Here is a 20864-nt window from a genome sequence, read left to right as displayed (position 1 = left end):
ATTGTGATGTATTACACATCATGACGTGCAGTCGGGGAAGGGTGACGCTCCTGCGGTGCCGCACGACACGAGAGAAGTGCGGGGCAACCCGTTGCCTCTTAATCATTATCATGGTTAGTATGTGAGTCATCGAACTGAGTGACCTTGACCACACCTGGCGGGCGCTTTAGGTTAATGATGAACACAGAAAGGTGGGGACATGGCGAAAGCGCACGTCGACGACGAGCTCCGGGACATCCGTGCGGCCGCGGCGACCGTAGCCCGGGAGCGCTACGCACCGAAGGCTGCGCAGTGGGATCTCGAACGCACCGCCTTCCCGCACGACGAGCGCCGCTTCCTCGGCGAACTGGGGTACCTCGGCATCTCGTTGCCGGAGGAGTACGGAGGCTCCGGCGCCCCGCTGTCCCATGCCCTGGCGGTGATCGAGGAGTTCGCGAAGGTCTGCCGGCCGGCGGCCTTCCAGATCTTCGAATCCAACACCGGGCCGGCTCAGGCCATCGCCCGACTCGGCACGGAACACCAGAAGAAGACGTTCCTGCCGCAGATCGTCGCGGGGGAGAAGACCATGGCGGTCGCGATCTCCGAGCCCGACGCCGGCTCCGCCGCCACCGACATGACGACCAAGGCCGTGCGCACCGACGAGGGTGTCGTGATCAACGGCATGAAGCGGTGGATTTCCAACGGTAGCGAGGCCGACGTCTACCTCACCTACTGCCGCATGGGCGACGCCCCCGGCGCCAAGGGCATCGGAGCAGTCCTCGTCGAGGCCGACCGGCCCGGCATCAGCTACGGCGCGCGCGAGAAGCTCATGGGCTTCCGGGGCATCCCGTCGGCCGACATCTTCTACGACGACGTGGTCGTCCCGGAGGAGAACATCGTCGCGGAGGCCGGTGGCTTCCGGAAGTTGTTCGGGGCGTTCACCATCGAGCGCCTGGGCAACACGACTATGAGCCTGGCCATCGGACAGGAGGCGCTCGACCGCACCCTCACCTACGTGCAGGAGCGCCACCAGTTCGGCAAGCCGCTCGTGGAGTTCCAGTCCGTCCAGATGACCCTCGCCGACATGGTCCTGCAGGTCGAGGCCGCCCGTCTGCTCCGCGACCGCGCCGTCGCCAACATCACCGACGGCCTGCCCGACCCGCTCGAGGTCTCCCTCGCCAAGTGCACCGCCAACGAAATGGCCAAGCGCGTCACCGACCTGGCCATCCAGCTGCACGGCGGCAACGGGTACACCGAGGAGTTCGGAATCGAGCGGCTGCACCGTGATTCGCACGGGTGGGCGCTGGCCGGCGGCACACCGACCATGCAGCGCACCCGGATCGTCTCCGAGCTCCTCGGCCGCACGTTCGATCAGCGCGCCTGACATTGCAATCAACGAAGAACTTATCGAGAACGAGGTGAACGAAATGCTGGGTCGTTACGAGGGACGTATCGCCGCGATCATCGGCGGCGGTTCGGGCATGGGCCGCGCGATCAGTCATCGCATCGCCCAGGAGGGCGGTCACGTGTACGTCGCCGACCTGTCCGAGGACGGGGCGGTCGCCGTCGCCGAGGAGATCCGGGCCGAGGGCGGTCAGGCCACTCCGATGCGGGTGGACGCGACGAACACCGCCGATCTCCGCTCGCTGTTCGGCAAGATCGACGCCGACCACGGCGTCCTGCACGCACTGCACGCCCAGGTCGGCATGCCCGGCCCCGGCGGCCTCGACGTGGACGACGCGCAGTGGGAGAAGAACATCGCGGTCAACGTCAAGAGCGCGTACTACTCCACGACGCTCGGGTTCGATCTGCTGAAGAAGGCCGAAGGCAAGGGGTCGGTGACGCTCACGTCGTCGACGTCGGCGCTCATCGGTTCGCCCTTCAGCCCGATCTACTCGATGACGAAGGGCTCGCTCGTCCCGTTCGGCCGCTCCCTCGCCCTGCTCGGCGCGAAGGACGGCATCCGGGTCAACGTCATCTGCCCGGGACAGGTCGTCACCCCGATGCTCTCGCAGTTCTTCGGCCGCGAGCCCGGCGCCGACGTCTCGGCTCTGACCAAGGACTTCGTCGCCACCATCCCGCTGGGCCGGGGCGCGCAGCCGGAGGAGATCGCCTCGGTGATCGCCTTCCTCAACAGTGACGATGCCAGCTACATCACCGGCGTGACCATTCCGGTCGACGGCGGACTCACCGCTCAGTAACGACCACTTCGACCGGGAGGACAGGACCATGGTTCAGGTCGGCTTGCTGCTCAGCGACGTTCCGAAGTCGGTGAGCCCCGCACAGCAGTTCAAGGATGTACTGCGCATCGTCGATGCGGCGCAGGAGAACGGCTTCACATACATCGCGATCGGTCAGCACTTCCTCTACGGGGAACTGCGGTGGCTGCAGCCCGTGCCGCTGCTCGCCCGCCTCGCCGCGCACGTCGAGCCGAACGTCAAGCTCGTCACCCAGATCATGATCGCGCCGCTGTACCACCCGGTGATGCTGGCCGAGGAGATCGCCACGCTCGACGTGGTCACCGAGGGCCGGTTGATCTTCGGTGCCGGGCTCGGCTACCGGCCCGAGGAATTCGACTACCTCGGCATCCCGTTCAAGCAGCGCGCCGGGCGGTTCGACGAGTCGCTGCAGATCATGAAGAAGCTGTGGACGGAGGAAGAGGTCACCTTCCACGGCAAGTACTTCCAGCTCGAGGGCGTCAAGCCGCACCTGTTCCCGGTGCAGGATCCGCACCCGCCGATCTGGATCGGTGCGCACGCGATGGGCGGTGTCCGCCGTGCCGGCAAGTACGGTGACGCCTACGCGACACCGCCGGAAACCCCGAAAGAGGAAGTGCTCGAACGCTTCCGGGTCGTCCGTGATCTCTTCGCCGAACGCGGCAAGGAATTCGGTCCCCAGCCGCTGCGCCGCAACGTGCTCGTCGCCGACACCCGCGAGCAGGCGATGCAGGAATACGCCCGGGTGGCGCAGGGCCGTTACCTCACCTACGCGAACAAGGGCCTCGACGTCATGAAGGGCACCGACCTCGAGAACGAGTTCGCGAAGGCGGTGTCGAGCCACGCCGTCGTCGGTGACCCCGAGCAGGTCGTCGCGCAGCTGACCGACCTGGTGACCACCATGCCGGTCGACCCGCTGCTGATGCGTCCGCAGTGGCCGACGATGGACGCGGACGAGACCATCGCGGCCATCGCCCGGCTCGGCAAGGAAATCGTTCCGTCGATCACCGCGATCCCCGCGAACCGGGAGTTGTCCTGATGCAGACCTACACCGACCTGAAACCGACCTTCACCGATCCGGAGGACTGGACGCTGAACCACGTGCTGCGCACGTACGCTGCGTCCCAGCCGGATTCGGAGTTCCTCGTCACACCGGAGGAGAACCGGCGCTTCACCTACGCCGAGATGCTCTCCTCCGCCGAGCGGATCGCGAGCACCTGGTACCGCACCGGTGCGCAGCAGGGCGAGCGCGTCGTCATCATGGCGCAGAACTCGTCCGAGCTCGTGCGCTCCTGGTTCGCCACGGCCGTCGGCGCGCTCGTCGAGGTGCCGATCAACACCAACTACGAGGGCGAGTTCCTCCGTCACCAGGTGGTGACCGTCGAGCCGCGGTGGGCGGTGATCGACGACACCTACGCCGAACGCTTCGTGACGATCGCCGAGCATGCGCGCGGCATCGAGAAGTTCTGGGTGATCGACTCGGGCACCGAAAACCGGGACCGCGCAGTCGACCTGCTGCGCGCCCACGGGTGGGACGCCGAAGCGTGGGAGACGCTGGAATCGGGCGAGGTGCAGGAGCTTCCGCAGGCCCGGCCCCAGGATCTCGGGGCGATCTTCTTCACCTCCGGGACCACCGGCCCGTCCAAGGGCGTGGCCATGCCGAACTCGCAGTTGTACTTCTTCGCGCAGGAGGTGGTGTGCTTCACCCGGCTCACCCGGGAGGACACCTACCTCACCACCACCCCGCTGTTCCACGGCAACGCCCAGTTCATGGCGGTCTATCCCGCACTGGTGGCCGGCGCGCGGGCCGTGGTGCGACCGAAGTTCAGCGCGAGCCGCTGGATCGACCACGTGCGCGACGACGACGTCACCGTCACCAACTTCGTCGGGGTCATGATGGACTTCGCGTGGAAGCAGCCGCCGCGCGAGAACGACCTGGACAACCGCCTGCGCTGCGTGTACGCGGCGCCCACGGCGTCCTCGATCGTCGACGAGTTCAAGAAGCGCTACGGCATCGAGGCGTTCGTCGACGCGTTCGGGCTGACGGAGACCTGCGCACCGATCGTCGCGCCCTACGGGGTGCCCCGCCCGCCCGGCGCGGCGGGACTCGCCGCCTCGGAGTGGTTCGACATCCGCCTGGTCGATCCGGAGACGGACCGCGAGGTCGAGGTCGGGCAGGTCGGCGAGCTGGTCGTGCGTCCGGTGCAGCCGTGGACGTGCAGCATGGGGTACTACAACATGCCGGAGAAGACGCTCGAGGCGTGGCGCAACCTGTGGTTCCACACCGGCGACGCCCTCAAGAAGGACGAGGACGGCTGGTTCTACTTCGTCGACCGCTACAAGGACGCGTTGCGCCGGCGGGGCGAGAACATCAGCTCCTACGAGATCGAGCAGGCGGTCCTCGGTCACCCGGCCGTCGTCGAGTGTGCGGTGATCGGTGTCCCCGCCGACGTCGAGGGCGGTGAGGACGAGGTCCTCGCGACGGTGGTGGGCACCGGTGACGTCGGCCCGGAGGAGATCCTGGCCTGGTGCGACGGCCGGATTCCGGCCTTCGCGATCCCGCGCTACCTTCGATTCGTCGGCGAACTGCCGAAGACGCCGTCGGAGAAGGTCCGCAAGGCGGTCCTGCGCGAGGAGGGCATCACCCCCGACACCTACGACCGCACCGCGGTCTCCGACAGCGACCGCACCGCGGTTCCTGCGGTCTGACGGCAGGAAAGGCAACCGAGATGGACTACAGCAAGAACGAGACGCACGAGGAGATCCGGCGGGGGATCCGCGATCTGTGCAAGCGGTTCCCCGACGAGTACTGGGCCGAGCACGACGAGTCCCACGAGTTCCCGTGGGAGTTCTACAACGCCATGGCCGAGGGCGGCTGGATGGGTCTGACCGTCCCGGAGGAGTACGGCGGCGGCGGCCTCGGCGTCACCGAGGCCGCGATCGTCGAGCGGGAGATCGCCGCGTCCGGCGCCGGCATGGGCGGGTGCAGCGCGGTACACATCGGCATCTTCGGGTTCGAGCCGATCATCCACCACGGTTCCGAGGAGATGAAGCGCAAGTACCTGCCGCGCGTCGTCACCGGTGAGCTGCACACGTCGTTCGCCGTCACCGAGCCGGACGCCGGCACGGACACCACCAACATCCGCACCTTCGCCAAGAAGGTCGACGGCGGCTGGCTGGTGTCCGGCAAGAAGGTGTGGATCACCAAGGCGCAGGAGGCCGAGCGCATGCTCCTGCTGTGCCGCACCAGCCCCCGCGACGAGAACGCCAAGCGCACCGCCGGCATGACGCTGATGTTCGCCGAGATGGACCGCAGCAAGGTGCAGATCCGGCCGATCCCCAAGATGGGCCGCAACGCCGTCGACACCAACGAACTGTTCATCGACGAGCTGTTCGTCGCCGACGAGGACGTCGTCGGCGAGGTCGGGCACGGCTTCCGCACGATCCTCGGCGGCCTCAACGCCGAGCGGGTCATCTCCGCGAACGCCGCGCTCGGCATCGGTGAGGCGGCGCTGCGCCGCGGCGTCGACTACGCCAAGCAGCGCGAGGTCTTCGGCCGTCCCATCGGGCAGAATCAGGGCATCGCGTTCCAGCTCGCCGAGGCGCGCATCCGGCTCGACGCCGCCGAGGCGGTCCTGGACAAGGCGACGTGGATGGTCGATCAGGGACTGCCGTGCGGCCGCGAGGCGAACGCGGCGAAGTTCCTGTGCGCCGAGGCCGGCTTCTACGCCGCGGACGTGGCTCTGCAGACCCACGGCGGCTTCGGGTACGGCAAGGAGTTCCACGTCGAGCGGTACTTCCGCGAGGCCCGCCTCATGCGGATCGCGCCGATCAGCCAGGAGATGGTCCTCAACTACACGGCCGAGCACGTGCTGGGCCTGCCGCGAAGCTACTAGGAGGGCGACGTGCAGCCGTATCGTTCGATCCTGTTCGTCCCGGGACACCGCCCGAAGTGGGTGGACAAGGCGATCGCCGCCGGCGCCGACTGCGTGGTGCTCGACCTCGAGGATTCGGTGCCCGCCGCGGAGAAGGCGGCGGCCCGCGCGACCGTGGCCGAATCCATCGCCCGCGTGCGTGAAACGAACCGGGAAGTCGGGTTGTTCGTGCGGGTCAACCCGCTCGCGACCCGGCTGACCGGCGCCGATCTCGAGGCGGTCGTGGTGCCCGGGCTGACCGGAATCTTCGCCCCGAAGATCGAGCAGGCCACCGACGTCCTGCGCTACGACGCCCTGCTCGACCACTTCGAGATGCGAAACGGCGTCGACGGGCTCGAGTACATCGTCCCGGTCGAGACGGTGCGCGCCATCCACAACTGCCTCGAGGTGGCCACCGCATCGCCGCGCGTCGGTGCGATGATCGGTCCGTCCGCCGAGCACGCCGACATCGCCCGCGAGGTCGGCTACGAGTGGACCCCGGAGGGGCAGGAGACGCTCTACCTGCGCAGCCGGGTGCTGCTCGCCTGCCGGGAGGCCGGCATCCACGCCCTGACCGGTCTGTGGGAGGATCTCGAGAACCTGGACGGGCTTCGCGACTTCGCGGTGCGCGGCCGCCGGCTCGGGTTCCGCGGGATGATTGCGATCCACCCCTCCCACGTGGCCACCGTCAACGACGTGTTCAGCCCGTCGGAGCAGGACCTCGAGTTCTACCGCGGGCTCGCCGAGGCCTACGAGAAGGCGGAGGCGGAGGGCGTCGGTGCGCTGCGGTATCGCGGCCTGCACATCGACAAGGCCCACTACGACAAGGCAATTCAATGGCTCGAGCGAGCCGAGGCGATCCTACGGAGAGGTGAACGGTGATGCGCGGTCTGTACTTCGAGGAGTTCGAGGTCGGGAAGCACTACAAGCACTCGATGACCCGCACCGTCACCGAGATGGACAACGTGATGTTCACCTCGCTGACGATGAACATCCAGCCGCTGCACCTCGACGAGGAATTCTGCAAGACGACGATCCACAAGCAGCGGGTGGTGAACAGCCTGTTCACCGTCGCGCTGATCGGTGCGTTCCACGTTCCCGAGCTGACCATGGGGACCACCCTCGGGAACCTCGGCTACGACAAGGTCAAGTTCCCGAATCCGGTCTTCCACGGCGACACCCTGCGTGCGGAGACCACCATCCTGAAGAAGCGTGAATCCGAGAGCCGCACCGACAGCGGCATCGTGTGGTTCGAACACCGCGGCTTCAACCAGCGCGACGAACTGGTCTGCCTGCTCGAGCGCGTCGGCCTGATGGCCAAGCGCCCCACCACCGAGGAAGGTGCCTGAGATGACTGCAGCGCCCGAAACCGAATTCCCCTTGAAGGACTGGGTTCCCGAGACCCGGACCCTGCTGATCGGCGACCGGGAGGTCGAGCCGGCCGGTGACACGTGGGACGTCTACAACCCGGCCACCGAAGAGGTCATCGCCACCGTCGGCGGCGCCTCCACCGACCAGGTCGACGACGCCGTCGCCGCGGCCCGCGCCGCCTTCCCGGCCTGGTCGGCCCTGAGCGGCGAGGAACGCTCCCGCCACATCCACCGCTTCGCCGACGTGCTCGAGAAGGCCGCCGACCGGCTGCTGCCCTCGATCGTCAACGAGGTCGGTACCCCGGTCTCGCTCGCCGAGTACCTGCAGGTCAAGATGGCCGTCGACGAGCACCTCCGGTGGGCGGCCGAAGCGGCGAAGACCGACCGCACCGTCCACCTCGGCGAGTACGACAAGCCGGTGCCGACGATGAGCGACGTCGTGTACGAGCCGGTGGGTGTCGTCGCGGCGATCACCGGCTACAACTACCCGCTGAACCTGGCCATCTTCAAGTTCGGCGCCGCGCTCGCCGCCGGCTGCACCGTGGTGCTGCTGCCGTCCCCGCGCACCCCGCTGACCACCCTCTTCCTGGGCGATCTGATCCGCGAGGCCGGCCTGCCGCCGGGCGTGATGAACGTCGTCATCGGCGGCGCCGACGTCGGGCAGCGGCTGTCCTCGCATCCCGGCGTGGACCGGGTGTCCTTCACCGGATCCGACGGTGTGGGCGCGAAGATCATGGAGCAGGCCGCCGCGAACCTGGCCGGGGTGACCCTCGAGCTCGGCGGCAAGTCGCCGAACATCGTGCTGCCCGGTGTGGACGTGCAGAAGATCGCCGTCGAGATGCACCTGCGCTGGTCCCGCAACGGCGGGCAGGGCTGCGCGGCCCTCGCCCGGCTGCTGGTGCACGACTCGGTCTACGACGAGTTCCTCGAGGCCGGCGCGTCGGCATTCGACCAGATGGTCGTCGGCGATCCCTGGGACCGTGCGACGAACATCGGCCCGATGATCCGGCCCGACCACCAGAACCGCGTGCAGGGCTTCATCGACAGTGCGGCGGCCGAGGGCGGCAGGAAGCTGCTCGAGGTGACCAAGCCGGTGCCGGAGAAGGGCTGGTTCGTCAATCCGGTTCTGCTCGGCAACCTTCCGCACAACGCGCGTGCGGTGCAGGAGGAGATCTTCGGCCCCGTCGCGGTGATCCTGCCGTTCAAGGACACCGAGGAAGCCATCCGCCTCGCCAACGACACCCCCTTCGGTCTCGCCGCGAACGTCTGGTGCGACGACCCGGTCGAGGCGCGCCGCGTGGCCGAGAAGATCCGGGCCGGAACGGTGTGGATCAACGGCGGTGGCGCCATGCGTCCGGACGCGCCGTTCGGCGGCTACGGGCGCTCGGGCGTCGGCCGTGAACTCGGCGAGTGGGGGATGCGCGAGTACCTCGAGGTCAAGCACATCCAGTGGCGGATCTGATTCGCCGGCAAGGGATTCGGCACCATCGCATTCGGCCGGGCCGAATCGGACGACAAAGCTAGGAGAGACGACGATGAACGCATCCGCTGCGGGCCCGCTCGCGGGCGTCAAGGTGCTCGAACTGGGCACCATGTATGCCGCCCCCACCGCGGGGCGCATGCTCCGCGACTTCGGTGCCGAGGTGGTCAAGGTCGAGGATCCGACGACCGGCGACTTCGCGCGCCAGTGGGTTCCGCAGAAGGAGGGGCTGTCGCTGGGCTTCTCCCGGCTCAACGCCGGGAAGAAGTCCCTCGGCATCGACCTGCGTTCGCCGGAGGGGCGTGACCTGGTGCGCCGGCTCGCGGCCGAGGTCGACGTCGTCGTCGAGTCGTTCCGTCCCGGCCGGCTCGAGGAGTGGGGCCTGGGCTACGACGTGCTGAGCGCGGACAACCCGGGATTGGTGCTGGCCCGGGTGTCCGGGTTCGGGCAGACCGGGCCCAATCGGAGCCTGCCGGGCTTCGGCACCGTCGCCGAGACGGCCAGCGGTTTCGCCCACGTCAACGGCTGGCCGGACTCGCCGCCGACCTCCCCGCCGTTCGGGTTCGCCGATTCCATCGCCGGGCTGTCCGCCGCGATGGGCGTGGCGATGTCGCTGTACAAGCGGGAGCGCACCGGGCAGGGCGACGTCGTGGACGTCGCGCTGTACGAGCCGCTGATGTTCATCATCGGCGACATGTTCCTGCGCTACACCGCGCTCGGGGAGATCCAGCAGCGCATCGGCAACGCCACCGGTGCGGCGTCGCCGCGCGGCATCTACGAGGCCCAGGACGGGCGCTTCCTGTCCATCGCGGCGTCCAATCAGGGCATCGCCAAGCGTCTGTTCGCCGCGATGGGACGGCCCGAGATCATCGAGGATCCCCGCTACGCCACCAATGCCGCGCGTCTCGAGCACAACGACGAGGTGCAGGCGATGGTGAAGCAATGGGTCGGCTCGATGCCGCGGGCGAGCGTGCTCGAGACCCTGGAGAAGTTCGAGGTCGTCAGTGCGCCGGTGAACGATGCCGCGGACGTCGTCGCCGACCCGCACTTCCAGGAACGCACCCTCGTCGAGATCACGGGCAACGAGATCATGAAGGGCGTGCTGATGCCGGGACCGGTGCTGCACCTCGGCAGCTACGACGGCCCCGACTACGACGGGGTGCCCACCATCGGCGAGCACACCGCCGAGGTGCTCTCGGACCGGCTGGGGCTCACCGGGGACCAGCTTACGGCGCTCGCCGAGGCGGGCGTGATCGGCAAGTCCTGACAGTCGCACGGGCCGCAGTCCGAGAATCGATGCGGTGAACCGGAATCCGCCCACGACACGGCGTGCGCGGATTCCGGTCGTGCGCACATTTCCGTGGTTCGCCGACGCACGCGACGAGACGAGGTAGCAATGCATCTGAGTATCGGTTCGGGGTCGGCGTACGCCAACGACCGCCTCGAGACGGCGGCCGCCATGGCCGACAGCGGCCGGGTGCAGTACATGGGTTTCGACTGCCTGGCCGAACGCACGATGGCGCTGGCCCAGATCCGCCGCCTGCGCGATCCGTCGACCGGCCAGGACGAGCGCATCTCCGCCCTGGTGCCGATCCTGCGCCGATTCCTCGCATCGGGAGGCCGCGTCGTCGGCAACTTCGGTGCCGCCAATCCCGACGCCGCCGCAGCCGAATTCGCCGAGAACCTCCGCGCCCTGGGGCTCGGGGGAACCCGGATCGGCATCATCCGCGGCGACGACGTGCGGGCGGCCGTCACGGAAGCCGACGTCGCGCTCCCCGAACTCGGCACCACCACCCGGGCCGTCGCCGACCGGATCGTCTCCGCCAACGCCTACATCGGGGCCGACCCCATCGTCGACTGCCTCCAGCAGGACGCCCAGATCGTGCTCGGCGGTCGGATCGCCGACCCGTCCCTGTTCGTCGGGCCGATCTGCCACGAGCTGGGATGGTCGCTCGACGACTGGGACCGCGTCGGCACCGCGACCCTCGCCGGGCACCTGCTCGAGTGCGGCGTCCACAGCACCGGCGGCAACTTCGAGGACCCGCCCTACCGGGTCGTCCCCGACCCCCACAACCTGAGCTTCCCCCTCGCCGAGATCGACGACGACGAGCTGATCGTCACCAAGCTCGACGGCACCGGCGGCGCCGTCGACCTGCGCACCACCCGCACCCAGCTCTACTACGAGATCCACGATCCCGCTCGCTATCTCACGCCCGACGTGACCGCCGACTTCAGCGACGTCCGGATCGAACAGGCCGGGCCCGACCGGGTGCGCCTGTCCGGCGCCCGCGGCTCCGCCCGCCCCGACACCCTCAAGGTGCTCGTCGGCGTCGACCTCGGCTACAAGGCCGTCGCCGAGATCTCCTACGGCGGTCCGGGCTGCGTCGACCGCGCCCGGCGCGCCGAGGAGATCGTGCGCCGGCGCCTCGAACCGATCCGGGCGCAGATCGACGAACTGCGGATCGAACTGCACGGCGTCGACACCCTGTTCGGTGATCGCATCGCCGGCGGCGAGCCGGCCGAGGTCCGGCTGCGGCTCGCGGCCCGTGCGCTCGACCCCGACGTCGCCAAGGCCGCCGCGTACGAGGTCGAATACCTGTACTTCGGTCCCGCGGGCGGGGGCGGTGTGGTCACCTCGGTCGTCCCCGCCGTCGTCGTGACCCCCGCCCTGCTGCCCCGCAGCGATGTCCCCCTCTCCGTGGAGGTGACTACCGCATGAAACTTCGTGACGTCGCGTACAGCCGCTCCGGCGACAAGGGCGACACCAGCAACATCTGTGTGTTCCCGCACGACGACGCCGACTACGAGTGGCTCCGGTCGGTGCTCACCGAGGACGTCGTCGCGAAAGCCTTCGGCGATCTCGTCCAGGGCGAGGTGATCCGCTACGAGATCCCGGTGAACTGCTGCCTGAACTTCGTCCTCACCCGCGCGCTCGCGGGCGGCGTCTCCAAGTCCCTTCGGGTGGATCCGCACGGAAAGTCCTACCAGTCCCTGATTCTCGACATCGACGTACCCGGACGCGAGGAGAAGTGATGATCGACGATCTGTTCGCGCGGGTGGCCCAGGGTCCGTCCGTGCACGTCGGTGGCGGATGGGAGAGCGGGCGGGGTGAGACGTTCGAGTCGATCGATCCCGCCACCGAGGAGGCGCTGGCCCGGTGGACCGGCGCCGACCGGGAACAGACCGAAAGCGCGGTCACGGCCGCCCGGCGCAGCTTCGACGCCGGGGAATGGCGGGCCGCGTCCCCGGACCAGCGCGCCGAGGTCCTGCGGCGGCTGGCCGAGCTGATCGACGAGCACGCCGATCAGCTCACCGGCCTGGTCGTGCGGGAGGTCGGATCACCCGTCGGTCTGGCCCGCACCCTGCAGGTCGCGCAACCGGCGATCAACTTCCGGTGGTTCGCCGACGCGGCGCTGCGCGGTCCCCGCGGCGGTTACCAGGAGCGGCTGCCCGGCATCCGCGGAGCGGTGTCGTCCGAAAGCCTGCTGCTGCGCGAACCGATCGGGGTGGTGTCGGCGATCGTCCCGTACAACTACCCGCTGAACATGATCTCGTGGAAGGTGGCACCCGCGCTCGCCGCCGGCTGCAGCGTCGTGCTGCTGCCCTCGCCGCGGGGCACGCTGTCCGCGCTGGCCTTCATGCATCTCGCCGCCGAGGCCGGCCTGCCGCCGGGTGTGCTGAATCTGGTGCCGGGCGGGGCGGACGTGGGCGAAGTGCTCACCACCCACCCCGGCGTCGACATGGTGAGCTTCACCGGATCCTCCGCCGTCGGCGCGACCGTGATGGCACAGGCCGCGGCCACGCACAAGAAGGTCGTCCTCGAGCTCGGCGGCAAGTCCCCCAACATCCTGCTCCCGTCGGCGGACCTGTCCGCCGCCGTGGGGCCGTCGATCCTGCGGTTCTGCCGCAACGCGGGCCAGGGCTGCGGTGCCACCACCCGGATCCTCGTACCACACGACCGGATCGACGAATTCCTGGATCTGGCCGCCGGTTTCATCGAGGAGAACGTGCCGACCGGCGACCCGTGGGACGAGCGCACCGAGGTGGGTCCGCTGATCTCCGCCGAGCATCTCGCCCGCGTGCTCGGCTGCCTCGACCGCACCGTCGCCGCCGGCGGCCGCGTCGCGGTCAGTGGCGAGCGACCGGTGGGCAAGGGCTGGTTCCTGCCGCCCACTCTGGTGACGGGCGTGGACAATTCCGCCGAGATCTCCCGGGAGGAATTGTTCGCCCCCGTCGCGGTGGTCCTGCCGTACCGGGACGTCGACGAGGCCGTGGCCATCGCCAACGACTCACCGTACGGGCTCAACGCGAGCGTCTTCGGTGATCACGCGGAGGCGGTGGCCGTGGCTCAGCGCCTCGACACCGGCACCGTCGCGATCAACGGCGGCGGCCCGATGCGGGCCGACGTGCCGTGGGGCGGATCGAAGCGCAGCGGTACCGGCGTCGAGATGGGTGAGGACGGATTCCTCGAGTTCTTCCGCGTCAAGCACCTGAACTGGCAGGTGCCGGCATGACGTCCGAAGCCCCGACGCCCCCGCGGGCTCTCGCATACCCGATCCTCGACCGCCCGGCGACGGATCGCGCGCTCGGTGCGTACACCGGCGACCGCACGGTGCCGTGGCTGCTCGACCGGTGGCGCACCGACCGGCCGGACAAGACCTTCCTCGTCTGGGAGCCGCATACCGGCGCCGGGGCACAGCGCTGGACCTACGCGGAATTCGGCGCCGCAGTCGATCGGCTCGCGGCTGGACTGCAGGCCCGCGGCATCGCACCCGGCGACCGTGTGGTGCTGCTGATGGACAACTGCCCCGACTTCCTCGTCGGATGGGCAGCGATCGTGTCGGCCGGCGCGGTCGCGGTGTGTCTCAACACCCGCAGCAGCGCCGACGAACTCGCCTACTACGACCGGCACTGTGCGCCTCGCGCCGCGCTGGCCGGAACCGGTCTGGCGGAGATCGCTCGGGACGCCATGCCCGGGCTCGAGTGGATCGCCGCGTCCGGCGGCACCGACAGCCTCGTCGTCCCGCCCGTGGCGTCCCCGGCGCCGACCGGAACGACCTGCGCTCTGGGCGAGCTGAGCGGAACCGGCGTGGCGCCGGCACCGGTGTCCGTCGATCCGCTCGCGCCCGCGAGCATCCAGTACACCTCCGGGACGACGGCGCGACCGAAGGCCGTGGTCTGGACGCACGCCAACTGCCTGTGGGCCGCCCAGGTCAATTCCGCGCACGCCGGTCTGCGTGGGACCGACGTCGGGCTGATCACCCTGCCGCTGTTCCACACCAACGCCCTGGGGTACTCCTTCCTGGGACTGCTGTGGGTCGGCGCCACCGCGGTGCTGACGCCGAAGTTCTCCGCGTCCCGCTTCTGGGACGTCTCGCTCCGGCACCGGTGCACGTGGGCGTCGGTGGTGTCGTTCATGCTCCGCGCCCTGGCCGGCGCGCCGGTCCCGCCCGACCACACCTACCGGCACTGGTCGGGCAGCGCGGCCCAGCGGCCGGTGAGCGGCAGGATCCGCACGACGGGCTGGTTCGGCATGACGGAAACCGTCTCGCACCCCGTCGTCAGCGAACTGGCCCATCCCGACCCCGACGGGACGATGGGACGTGCGGCACCCGAGTACGCCGTCGCCGTCGTCGGCGCCGACGGTCGTCCCGTGGAGCCGGGCACGGTGGGGGAGCTGTGGGTGCGGGGTACGCCGGGGGTGTCCCTGTTCGCCGGCTATCTCCACGACGACGACGCCACGCGCGCGGCCTTCACCGCCGACGGATGGTTCCGCACCGGCGACCGGGTGCGCCAGGACCGGTCCGGTCAGTACTGGTTCGTCGAGCGATCCAAGGACATGCTCAAGGTCGGTGGGGAGAACGTCGCCGCCGCCGAGGTCGAACGCGTGGTCGCCACCGTGCCGGGGGTCCGGGAGGTCGCCGTCGTGGCGAAACCCGACCGCATGCTCGGCGACGTCCCGGTCGCGTTCGTGATCGCGGACGGCGCCGCGCCCGGCGACCTGCCCGCCGAGATCGACCGGGTGTGTGCCGAACTGCTGTCCGACTTCAAACGGCCACGTCAGATCCATCTGGTGCCGGAGTTCCCGCGCGCCACCCTGAACAAGGTCGCCAAGGCGAAGCTGCGGCACTGGCTCCTCGAGCCGCCTGCGGAAGCGAGGAAGACATGGACCTGGGTGTGATCCTCGGCGACGTGCACACCACGCTGTCGCCGCGCGAACACCTCGACGGACTGCTGCGACAGGTCGAGGCGGCGCAACGCAACGGTGTGCGCTACATCGTGATGGGCCACCACTACATCTACGGCAATCTGCGCTGGCTGCAGCCGGTCCCCACGCTCGCCCGGATCGCGGCCGAACTGGACCCCGGCGTGAAGATCGGGACGATGGTGGTGCAGGTGCCGCTGTTCCATCCGGTCGCACTCGCCGAGGAACTCGCCACCCTCGACATCCTCACCCGCGGCAATCTCATCGTCGGTGCCGGCGCGGGGTACCGGCGTGAGGAGTTCACCGCCTTCGGTGTCGACTTCGATCAGCGGTTCGCGATGATGGACGAGGCGCTGCAGATCGTGCGGATGATGTGGACGCAGGACGAGGTCGACTTCCACGGCAGGTTCTGGCGTCTCGACGGCGTGAAGACCCACATCCGCCCCTGGCAGGACCCGCATCCGCCGATCTGGATCGGTGCGCTGCGGGATTCGGGTGTCCGGCGGTCCGCACGGCTGGGGGACGCGTGGCCGGTGACACCGGAGACACCGACCGAGGACATGCATCGCATGTTCGGCGTGTACGCGGCGGCCCGGCGCAGGCACGGGCGACCGCCGGTCGCGCGGCATCCGCTGCGCCGCGAGATCGTTCCCGGCGCCACCACCGAAGACGCGTTCCGGCGCTTCGAATTCATGGCACGGGACCGCCTCCTGGCCTACGCCCAGCGCGAACTGGCCACGCGCGATGCCACCGCCCTCACCGACAGGTTCCGGCAGGTCGCCGCGAAGGAGGCGATCATCGGTACCGCCGACGACTGCCTCGACCAGTTGCGCACCCTCGCGGCGCAGGTGCCCGTCGACCCGGTGATCGTCCGGGCCCAGTGGCCCGACATGACGGCCGACGACGTCGTCGCGTACCTCGACGATCTCGGCCGGGACATCGTTCCCGGCATGCGGGAGATCGTGCCGGTCGACGCCCGCGCCGTGGTGGACCACTCGGAGATCCCGCACCCCGGCCCGACAGGAGCGTCCCGATGACGGTCGACGACCGAAGCGCCGAACGACATTGTCCCGTGGTCGACTTCGACCACAATTCGGCGTCGCACGCCGAGGACACGGTCGGCTCCTACCGGCGGTTGCGGGAAGCGGGACCGGTGATCCGGTCCACCCGGCACGGGGGCTTCTGGGTACTCACCGACTACGAGGGCGTCTTCGAGGCCGCCCGCGAGGACCAGGTCTTCTCGTCCGCGCGGTGCCCCTACGGTGGCGAGGGCCTGGCCACCGTCATCCCCAAGACGCCGGTGAACCACCACATCCCCGTCGAACTCGACCCTCCGGAACATCGGAAGTACCGCAAGCTGATCAACCCGCTCACCGCCCCGGCAGCGGTCGAGCACCTGCGGCCGGTGATCGAGAAGTACACGACGCGGTTCCTCGACGAGGTGATCGAGGACGGCGAGTGCGACTTCGCGACGGTCATCGGTGTTCCCGCGGTGGTGACGATCGACTGGCTCGGTCTGCCTCCCGAGGACTGGGAACGGTACGCGCACGCGCATCACGCCGCGCTGTCCGACCGACCCGGAACGCCGGAGTTCGAGCACGCGATCGCCGTCGAGTTCCCTTGGATGGAGGAACAATTGCGTGCCGCGATCGCCGAGCGGCGCACGTCTCCGCGGGAGGACGTGCTCAGTCGTCTCGTGGGCTCGGAGGTGGACGGCCGGCCGGTCACGGACGACGGGGTCTTCGCCATCGCCGAACTGCTCGTCTCCGGCGGCGTGGGCACCACCGCCTCCCTCGTCAGCCAGACGCTCATGTACCTCGACCGTCACCACGACCTGCGCCGCACCCTGGCCGCGCATCCGGAGAAGCTGCCGCGCGCGATCGAGGAATTCCTGCGGGTCTTCTCGCCCACACAGGCGCTGGCCCGCACCGTCACCCGGGACGTGGAGTTCCGCGGGCACGACTTCCGCACGGGCGACCGCGTGCTCCTCGGCTGGGCGTCGGCGAATCGCGACCCGAAGGCGTTCGAGGACCCGGACACCGTGGACATCGAGCGGTGGCCGAACCGGCACACGGCGTTCGGGATGGGTGTGCACCGATGCGCGGGCGCACACATCGCCCGTGCCCTGTCGCTCGAGCTGCTCGGTCAGATCCTGAGCCGCATGCCGGATTACGAGATCCTGCACGACGAGGTCGTGCCGTTCCCGCATCAGGCGGTCAATCCGGGGTGGAAGCGCATCCCCGCGCGCTTCACGCCGGGCCGGCGCCGCGGAGCCCGTGCTGCGGGCGATCTGCGAAATCCCCACTGAACGACGGCCGTACGGCGCGTGTCCGTCGGCCGGAACGGTCGCTCCGGCCGGCATGCTTCCCGGGTTCTGCCGTTGACTCACCGGGGTGTGATGTGAGCATAATCATATGCACAGATTTCTTCCGCTGTTGTCTTCGCGCAGTTCCCGGCGCGGTGCGCCACCGGCGATCGACGCCGGTACGTCACGACCACCCCGTCCGGGACGCGAACCGAACACCGAAAGGCTTACACCGTGGGATTCGACGGCATGGTTGCATTCGTCACCGGTGCGGCGAGAGGGCAGGGACGCAACCACGCGGTGCGCCTCGCCCGGGAGGGCGCCGACATCATCGCACTCGACCTGTGCGCGCCGGTGCAGGGTGCCCCGTACGACATGGCCACCCGGGCGGACCTCGACGAGACGGTCCGGCTGGTGCAGGCCGAGGGGAGGCAGATCGTCGCCGCCGAAGCGGACGTGCGGGATTCGGCAGCGGTCGCAAAGGCCGTGGCGGCGGGCGTCGAACGGTTCGGCCGCCTCGACGTCGTCGTCGCCAACGCGGGGATCGCCGGCAGCTATCCGGTCGAGGATCTCACCGACGACATCTGGCGCGACATGATCGACATCAACCTCACCGGCGTGTGGAACACGGTGAAGGCCTCCGTCCCGCACCTGCGGGCGGGCGGCCGCGGCGGCAGCATCGTGCTGATCAGTTCCATCGCGGGACTGAAGGGGCTGCCGAACAACGCCCACTATGCCGCTGCCAAGCACGGTGTGCTGGGCGTGATGCGCAGCCTCGCCAACGAACTCGGACCCGAGGGCATTCGGATCAACGCGGTCCTGCCGACCAACGTCGAGACCCGGATGCTGCTCAACGACGCGATCTACAAACTGTTCCTGCCGGACGAGGTGCAGCCCACCCGCGAGCAGGTCGAACCCCTGCTGCACGGCATGCACGCCCTCGACGTCCCGTTCGTGCAGCCCGACGACGTCAGCAACGCCGTCCTGTTCCTCGCCGGATCCCAGTCCCGCTACGTCACCGGCATCACGATGCCGATCGACGCCGGCGCGTTGGTGAAGTAGTGCCGGGCCCCGACATGCCCTCAGCGACGGGAGGATTCGACATGCGCGATACCCGGGACCGCCACCCGCGACGGACGGCGGACGTCCTCGAGATCCGCGAACTGGCCACACGGTACGCCCTGGCCGTCGACGACCACGACATGGCGACGCTGGCCGCCCTGTACACGCCCGAGGCCGCATTCTGCGGCCTGACCGAGACGCTGCGCGGACGGGACGCGATCGTCGCCTACGTGCGGACCGCGCTCGACGGCTACGACGGCGTCAGCGTGCACACCCCGCACCCCGGCACGGTGGATTTCACCGGCGAGGACACGGCACGCGGCATCGTGCCCTGCCATGTCGAGTTCGCCCGGGCGGGCGTGCAGAGCATCCTCGCACTCCGGTACCACGACCGCTACGTCCGGCAGGACGGCCGCTGGTACTTCGGTGAACGCCGGCTCGAGGTCCGGTACGCGACACCGACCACCGACTACGGGACGGTTCTCACCGCTGCGACAGCACCCGAGCCCTCGCGTCCCACCACGCAGGACGGACAGCGTCGACCGAGTCCGTCCGCCGTCGTCGACTGAACCACCCGAGAGAGGGATTGCGATGCAACACAACGAAGAAACGGCCGAGTACGACGTCGTCGTGCTCGGCAGCGGAGCCGCCGGACTGTGCGCCGCGCTGTCGGCTGCCCGGAGCGGCGCCCGGGTGGGCGTGTTCGAGAAGGGCGAACTGCTCGGCGGCACCACGTGCTTGTCGAGCGCCGTGGCGTGGCTGCCGAACAACCGGTACGCGCGGGAGGCGGGAATCGCCGACTCGCGTGAGGGGGCCCTCGCCTACCTCGAGTCGTTGTCGCACGGGATGATCCTGCCCGAACTCGCCGAGGCGTTCGTCGACACGGTTCCCGAACTGCTGGAGTGGCTCGACACCACCCCGCTGAAGATGCGCCTCGTCGCCGGGTACCCCGACTACCACCCCGAGCGGCCGGGTGGCATGCCGCACGGCGGACGCTCGCTCGAACCGGAGTTGTTCAGCTTCATCGACCTCGGGCGGTGGGAGGACAAGCTCGTCGGGGTCCCGCGGCGTATGACGGTCACGGAGACCCCCATCGGCGGTGGCACCGGCCACCTTCCGGCCGACGTGCAGGAGCAGCGCGAGCGCGACCACGTGGAGGGTCTCGGCCGTGGCATGGTCGCGGCCCTGCTCCAGGGCTGTCTCGACGAGGGCGTGGCGGTGCACACCGGCGAGCGCGGCGTGCGGCTGATCCAGGACGAGGCCGGCCGCGTCACGGGTGTGCGGTTCGAGGGGCGGGGCGGCCCGCACGACGTGCTCGCCGAGCACGGCATCGTCCTTGCCACCGGCGGCTTCGAATGGGACGAGCGTTTGCGGCGCGACTTCCTGCGGGGGCCGCTGGCGCACCCGGCCACGGTCCCCACGAGCACGGGGGACGGTCTGCGCATGGCGATGCGTGTCGGCGCGCAGCTCGGCAACATGCGCGAGGCATGGTGGGCGCCGGTCGCGGTGCTGCCCGGGCAGCGGGCGAACGGCGCGCAGGCGGTCCAGCTCGTACACCGGGAACGGACTGCGCCGCATTCGATCATGGTGAACCGGCACGGACGCCGGTTCACCAACGAGGCAACCAATTACAACGCCCTCGGCGGTGCGTTCCATCATCTCGACGCACACGACTTCGACTACCCGAACCAGCCCTGCTGGCTGATCTTCGACGCCGACCATGTCGAGAAGTACGGAGCGTTCGGGGCTGCGCCGGGTACGGAAGCACCGGAGTGGGTGGTGCGTGCGGACACCCTCGCCGATCTCGCGCGGCAGATCGAGGTCCCCGCGGCCGCGCTCGAGTCGACGGTGGCCCACTGGAACGAGGACGTGCGACGGGGTCACGACAGCGAATACCACCGCGGCGAGAGCGTGTACGACGGCTTCGTCGGTGACAAGAACAAGTACCCGGGCGTGGAATCCACCCTGGGGCCTGTCGCGCGGGCGCCCTTCCACGCGGTGCAGATCCACAGCAGCACGCTCGGCACGAAGGGCGGCCCGCGCACCGACGCCGACGGCGCGGTCCTCGACGTCGACGATCGCGTCATCCCCGGGCTGTTCGCCGCGGGCAACGTCATGGCGGCCCCCACCGGGATGGTCTACGGCGGAGCCGGCGGAACGCTCGGTCCGGCACTGGTGTTCGGCTACCGGGCGGGCCGGGCCGCGGCGCGGGCGGCCGGATCCCCGTCCGAACCCGGCGGTGTCCTGAGGGAGCCGACGACGGTGTGACATTCGGCGGGCGGACCCCGCCGAACACCCGCGCACTTTCCGGTCAGACGCGACAGCAATTGCTG

Annotated in this window: 18 protein-coding genes; all 18 read left to right on the top strand. The window is 69.4% G+C overall.

What is annotated here, in order from left to right:
- Positions 1-199: 199 nt before the first annotated feature.
- Positions 200-1363 carry an acyl-CoA dehydrogenase family protein gene (locus tag LZP97_RS18765; RefSeq protein WP_048771423.1) on the top strand — a complete coding sequence of 388 codons (1164 nt, stop codon included), beginning with the start codon at positions 200-202 and terminating at the stop codon, positions 1361-1363.
- A 43-nt stretch (positions 1364-1406) separates the two neighbouring features.
- Positions 1407-2180, top strand: coding sequence for an SDR family NAD(P)-dependent oxidoreductase (locus tag LZP97_RS18760; protein ID WP_010594035.1), 774 nt, complete (start codon positions 1407-1409; stop codon positions 2178-2180).
- A gap of 28 nt (positions 2181-2208) precedes the next feature.
- Positions 2209-3234, top strand: coding sequence for an LLM class flavin-dependent oxidoreductase (locus LZP97_RS18755; protein WP_003938470.1), 1026 nt, complete (start codon positions 2209-2211; stop codon positions 3232-3234).
- Complete coding sequence (locus tag LZP97_RS18750; RefSeq protein ID WP_048771425.1) at positions 3234-4904, top strand: AMP-binding protein; 1671 nt, start codon at positions 3234-3236, stop codon at positions 4902-4904. Before LZP97_RS18755 ends, LZP97_RS18750 begins: the two co-directional genes overlap by 1 nt.
- Positions 4905-4924: 20 nt before the next feature.
- On the top strand, positions 4925-6091 hold the full coding sequence (locus tag LZP97_RS18745) for an acyl-CoA dehydrogenase family protein (protein WP_003938468.1): 1167 nt from the start codon (positions 4925-4927) through the stop codon (positions 6089-6091).
- Positions 6092-6100: 9 nt separating this feature from the next.
- Positions 6101-6991: an HpcH/HpaI aldolase/citrate lyase family protein gene (locus tag LZP97_RS18740; protein ID WP_010594033.1), complete on the top strand. Its 891-nt coding sequence runs from the start codon at positions 6101-6103 to the stop codon at positions 6989-6991.
- Complete coding sequence (locus LZP97_RS18735) at positions 6991-7458, top strand: MaoC family dehydratase (RefSeq protein ID WP_003938466.1); 468 nt, start codon at positions 6991-6993, stop codon at positions 7456-7458. Before LZP97_RS18740 ends, LZP97_RS18735 begins: the two co-directional genes overlap by 1 nt.
- A 1-nt stretch (position 7459) precedes the next feature.
- A complete protein-coding gene (locus LZP97_RS18730) occupies positions 7460-8941 on the top strand; it encodes an aldehyde dehydrogenase family protein (protein WP_010594032.1) in 1482 nt (493 codons plus the stop codon).
- A 73-nt stretch (positions 8942-9014) separates the two neighbouring features.
- Complete coding sequence (locus LZP97_RS18725) at positions 9015-10226, top strand: CaiB/BaiF CoA transferase family protein (protein ID WP_010594031.1); 1212 nt, start codon at positions 9015-9017, stop codon at positions 10224-10226.
- Between the two features lie 129 nt (positions 10227-10355).
- Positions 10356-11678, top strand: coding sequence for an acyclic terpene utilization AtuA family protein (locus LZP97_RS18720; protein ID WP_010594030.1), 1323 nt, complete (start codon positions 10356-10358; stop codon positions 11676-11678).
- A complete protein-coding gene (locus LZP97_RS18715; RefSeq protein ID WP_010594029.1) occupies positions 11675-11992 on the top strand; it encodes an AtuA-related protein in 318 nt (105 codons plus the stop codon). The genes LZP97_RS18720 and LZP97_RS18715 overlap by 4 nt, the downstream gene beginning before the upstream one ends.
- Positions 11992-13473 carry an aldehyde dehydrogenase family protein gene (locus tag LZP97_RS18710; RefSeq protein WP_010594028.1) on the top strand — a complete coding sequence of 494 codons (1482 nt, stop codon included), beginning with the start codon at positions 11992-11994 and terminating at the stop codon, positions 13471-13473. The genes LZP97_RS18715 and LZP97_RS18710 overlap by 1 nt, the downstream gene beginning before the upstream one ends.
- Positions 13470-15140, top strand: a complete 1671-nt coding sequence (locus tag LZP97_RS18705) for an AMP-binding protein (RefSeq protein ID WP_010594027.1) — start codon at positions 13470-13472, stop codon at positions 15138-15140. Before LZP97_RS18710 ends, LZP97_RS18705 begins: the two co-directional genes overlap by 4 nt.
- Complete coding sequence (locus LZP97_RS18700; RefSeq protein WP_048771430.1) at positions 15125-16201, top strand: LLM class flavin-dependent oxidoreductase; 1077 nt, start codon at positions 15125-15127, stop codon at positions 16199-16201. The genes LZP97_RS18705 and LZP97_RS18700 overlap by 16 nt, the downstream gene beginning before the upstream one ends.
- Positions 16198-17472: a cytochrome P450 gene (locus LZP97_RS18695; RefSeq protein ID WP_048771432.1), complete on the top strand. Its 1275-nt coding sequence runs from the start codon at positions 16198-16200 to the stop codon at positions 17470-17472. Before LZP97_RS18700 ends, LZP97_RS18695 begins: the two co-directional genes overlap by 4 nt.
- 231 nt (positions 17473-17703) lie before the next feature.
- A complete protein-coding gene (locus LZP97_RS18690) occupies positions 17704-18531 on the top strand; it encodes a mycofactocin-coupled SDR family oxidoreductase (protein WP_017679801.1) in 828 nt (275 codons plus the stop codon).
- A gap of 41 nt (positions 18532-18572) precedes the next feature.
- Positions 18573-19100, top strand: a complete 528-nt coding sequence (locus tag LZP97_RS18685) for a nuclear transport factor 2 family protein (protein WP_048771434.1) — start codon at positions 18573-18575, stop codon at positions 19098-19100.
- A 22-nt stretch (positions 19101-19122) separates the two neighbouring features.
- Positions 19123-20799 (top strand): FAD-dependent oxidoreductase, encoded by a 1677-nt coding sequence (locus LZP97_RS18680; protein ID WP_048771436.1) that lies wholly within the window; start codon positions 19123-19125, stop codon positions 20797-20799.
- The last annotated feature ends 65 nt before the right edge of the window (positions 20800-20864 follow it).

The sequence above is a fragment of the Rhodococcus sp. DMF-1 genome (assembly GCF_021441945.1).
In the GTDB taxonomy this organism is placed as follows: domain Bacteria; phylum Actinomycetota; class Actinomycetes; order Mycobacteriales; family Mycobacteriaceae; genus Rhodococcus; species Rhodococcus ruber.
Note: the sequence above shows the minus strand (reverse complement) of the source record. Positions and strands in the feature narration are given on the sequence as shown.